Raw genomic sequence first — 3791 nt, forward strand, 5'->3', positions numbered from 1 at the left:
CAGTTCGTGCTCAGTGCAGCCGCTTACAATCTGGTGCGCATGCGCAACCTGGGGCTGGCAGCATGTTGAAGGCCCACATCAAGGGATCGGTGCGCCCAGAGATCGGGATTTGGGCTGTTCTCGGAAAAATCAGGCCCCAGATTCGAAGGGGCACGTCGCCAATGGACCCTGATCAACACGATAGCCGCTAAATCGGGGAAATTTTCAACGGCCTGTTATTGGAGTTGATAACCGAAACCGGGTTTTCCTCTCCGTCCACGACGCCCGTGGCCAATGCATTCGGCGTCTCGGGCCAGGAAATCGGTGTCGGAATTCCGCCAAGATCCTTCACCAACTGCGCGTAGAGCGGAACGTTCTGCACCCGAAACTTCAGGCCCCGCATATCCTTGGGGCTCTTGATCGGATGCTTGTTATTGGTGAAATCACGGAAACCGGTTTCCCCGTAGGCCAGCACGCGCAAACCGGTCTTCGCAAGGCAATGTGCAGCCAATTTGCGGCCATAGGGGCCATCCAATACCCTCCAGGCAATGGGCGCGGACGGGAACATGTAGGGAATCTGCAGCGCTGAGGCCGCGGGGCAGACTCGGGTAAATGCGCCGGAAACCATGGTCATGGTCAGCGATCCGTCCTGTACCGACTGCACAAGCTGAGTCTCGCCGCCCAGTTGGCCCGATGGATACAGTTTGACCTTGATTTTCCCGCCCGACTGCGCTTCGACCAACTTCTGGAAAACCAGCGCAGCCGCGCCTTTCTTGGACGTTTGCCATTGCGGGGGATCCACATGGGCAAAGGTGATAGTCAAGTTTTCAGCCGATGCCGCCGCTGCCGCCGCTGCCGCCGCGAGGCTGACGGCGGCAGTCGCCGTAACCAGCATGCTCTTAACAGTTGTCTTGCGCATGATCCACTCCCCTGCTGACGCTCAAATTATTAAGTCGATGTCGGTTCGCATCCTTGCCCGTATCCTCCAGACTCGGCCTGAAGCATAGGATAACCCGATAATAGACGGTTAATTTCCCATTACAAACTTTTTATTATTTTTATATGACATTTCAAATTATCACACATATTTTTGAATAACGCTTCGACGTACCGTCGCATGCGTTCGAAGCCGCAAGCGACGTTGTTCGCATACTTGGGGACACGGGGAGACTCCGACGGGCATGCTTCTGCGACAGGCCGCGAGTGTGGAACGTGCTGATCGATACAGAAATTCCAGCGGCCGGAATGCGCTGGAGAAAAATTCGCGGCTTGCTATATGCCGGTTTGCGTGGCGTGCTCGACACCCCGACGGATATGCTCCGCAACCGCACGGACAGCGCCTTCAGCGTCTCGGTTCAGCGCGAAACGCATCAACTGCTCATGCTCCTTCGCCGCCTGCTCGCCTCGAAAATTGTGTTTGACCACCTGAAAACGCAGGAAATGATCGTAGGCCGCGTTGTAGGCGCGCTCCAAAGCAGCAGAACCGCATGCGGAAATCAGCGCGGTATGGAATTCACGGTCGAAGTTCTTCCATTGCTGGATATCGACGTCCTTGCCTTCGATCATTCGGGCTTCCATCGATGCGAGTTTGTACTGGGCCGCGACAACCCGTCCCTCCCAATCGATATCTCCATTTTCGATCGAACGCCTCAAGCCATAGGACTCGAGTAGTTCCCGCAGTTCCGCCGCCTCGCGCAAGCCCTCCATGGAAACCGGCGCAACACGGAATCCCTTCTGGCCTTCGGCAATGACGAAGCCATCCGCGACCAATCGATTCAGCGTTTCCCGCAGAGTGCTAACACTGACACTGTATGCCGCGCGCAAGCCTTCCAGTTTCAACTTTCGCTCAGGCTCGAGGACACCGAACAGTATGTCGTTTCGGATGCGTCCGTATGCGGTTTCCCCAACAGAGGTTTCAACTGGGTTATTCATAACATGCCGCAACACAATAATATCGGTGAAAAATAATTATATCAGGTATTTTTGCCAGAGCGTTCGATAACATGGAATGAAGCAAAGCACGTTGCGAAAACGCCCCCTACTGCAACTGCCGCAAGCCGTCGCTCTACAGAACCGACCAGAGCCTCCTCACCGTCTTCGCCCTGCACCCGGAGATATGAGAACTTGGCATGCCGAGGTCCAGCTAAGTGACGTTGCAATCACAGACTCATTCAAAACCGCCTAGCGACCCGACACAACGTTCCGGGGCTCAAAGCTTCGATTCGCAAAGGCAAATGGTCTATCACAGACAATAGGCACGCAATTTCTCGTAGTACGGCAGCGCCGCCTCCGTCAGTCTCGCGTATTCATCCGAAAGCTCCGGCAGGGTGCCTTCCGGGTCGGCGAAACCGCTAGAGCGATGAACCGCCGCATACCAATGCGCAGCCCACACACCGTCGTCCGGATGCCCGCCGACCGGCCAGTGCAGCATTTTCTCGGTGAACGCGATACCCAGGGCGCTGCACAGCTTTTCCAGCGCCTCCCTCGGCTTGGCGCGGATATCGGCGCTGTCGATGACCAACGGCGTACGTCCCAACCAGTCGGCCACCTCGTCGAACAGCTCTGCCTGTTGCACGAAGCCGATGTCATTCAGCGTCGGCCCTTCACGCTTTTTGGCGTAACTCGCCACCACCCGTGCCGGATGACGGATCAGGAAGACGTTCTCGCAGGCATGCATGAAATCCCGAGGGAAGCCCGAAATCATATGCAGCGTCATGTGCTTCTGATAGCAGAGGCTCTTGCCCTGCGGGATCTCGCCGGCGCAGGCCGCCGCCACCCGACCCGGGTCGGTTTCTCCCGTCGCGATGATTTCTTCGCGCATGGGATGATCAATACCGGTAGCCTGCAGATAGGCCGCGTAGAAGGGTTCATCCCATACGGCGCAGTCGCCACGCGCAGCGAAAGCGTACATCATCGCGGTCGACAGGTTCCGCGGTCCCGACCACATCGCGATACGCATCAGGCGCACTCCTGTGCGATGAGTTTCTTGTACAGTGCCCGTAGCCGTTCTGTCATCGGCCCCATCTGCCCGCTGCCGATCACCCGACCATCGATCTCGCCGACCGGCGTCTGAGCACCGAAGGTGCCTGTCAGAAAGGCTTCGTCGGCGCCGTAGGTGTCGACCAGGGAGAAATTCCGTTCGTGAACCGGAATGCCATTAGCACGGCAAAGCTCGATGACCTTGCCTCGTGTGATGCCGTTCATGCAGTAGTCACCGGTCGAGGTCCACACCTCGCCCTTGCGCACGATGAAGAAGTTGCAGGCGTTGGTGGTGTTGACGAAGCCGTGCACGTCCAGCATCAGCGCCTCGTCCGCCCCCGCCTTCTCGGCGGCGATGCAGGCCAGGATGCAGTTCAGCTTGGAGTGCGAATTCAACTTCGGATCCTGCGTCATCGGCAGGCCCCGCAGGTGCGGCACGGTAGCCAGCCGCACGGGCCGCGGAATGTTCGGCTTCGAATGCTCCATGATGATCACCACGCTGGGCCCCGAGCGGGACAGCGAGGGATGCTGGAACGGCCTGCTCTTGACCCCTCGCGTCACCATCAGCCGGGCGTGGGCGTCGGTTTCCATGTCGTTGGCGGCGCGCAACTCCTCCAGCGCGGCTGTTACATCCGCACGTCCCATGCCGATATCGAGATCGATCGCCTTGGCCGCCTCGAACAGCCGGTCCAGGTGGTCGTCCAGAAACGCCCAGCGGCCGTTGTACAGGCGCAGCCCTTCCCACACGCCGTCGCCGAGCATGAAACCGCTGTCATAGACGCTGACCACGGCCTCGGCCTTGGGCACGATGCGGCCATTGACATGGATGAGGA

At 58.4% G+C, this 3791-nt stretch carries 4 protein-coding genes; all 4 read right to left on the minus strand.

Going from position 1 to position 3791, the window contains the following annotated elements; translation table 11 throughout:
* Window positions 1-187: 187 nt before the first annotated feature.
* Window positions 188-898: a TRAP transporter substrate-binding protein DctP gene (gene dctP, locus P8014_RS20300; protein ID WP_337819152.1), complete on the minus strand. Its 711-nt coding sequence runs from the start codon at window positions 896-898 to the stop codon at window positions 188-190.
* Between the two features lie 353 nt (window positions 899-1251).
* A complete protein-coding gene (locus P8014_RS20305; RefSeq protein WP_337819153.1) occupies window positions 1252-1926 on the minus strand; it encodes a GntR family transcriptional regulator in 675 nt (224 codons plus the stop codon).
* A gap of 295 nt (window positions 1927-2221) precedes the next feature.
* Window positions 2222-2938 (minus strand): hypothetical protein, encoded by a 717-nt coding sequence (locus tag P8014_RS20310; protein WP_337819154.1) that lies wholly within the window; start codon window positions 2936-2938, stop codon window positions 2222-2224.
* Window positions 2938-3791: D-amino acid aminotransferase (locus P8014_RS20315; RefSeq protein WP_337819155.1), on the minus strand; the 854-nt coding region annotated here is incomplete at its 5' end. The genes P8014_RS20315 and P8014_RS20310, both read right to left, overlap by 1 nt.

The organism is Acidihalobacter sp. (assembly GCF_037381185.1).
In the GTDB taxonomy this organism is placed as follows: Bacteria; Pseudomonadota; Gammaproteobacteria; order DSM-5130; family Acidihalobacteraceae; genus Acidihalobacter_A.

What these genes read in the sequence shown, in the direction of transcription:
- dctP (WP_337819152.1), bottom strand. Translation starts at nt 898, where the DNA reads ATGCGCAAGACAACTGTTAAGAGCATGCTGGTTACGGCGACTGCCGCC.
- P8014_RS20310 (WP_337819154.1), bottom strand. Translation starts at nt 2,938, where the DNA reads ATGCGTATCGCGATGTGGTCGGGACCGCGGAACCTGTCGACCGCGATG.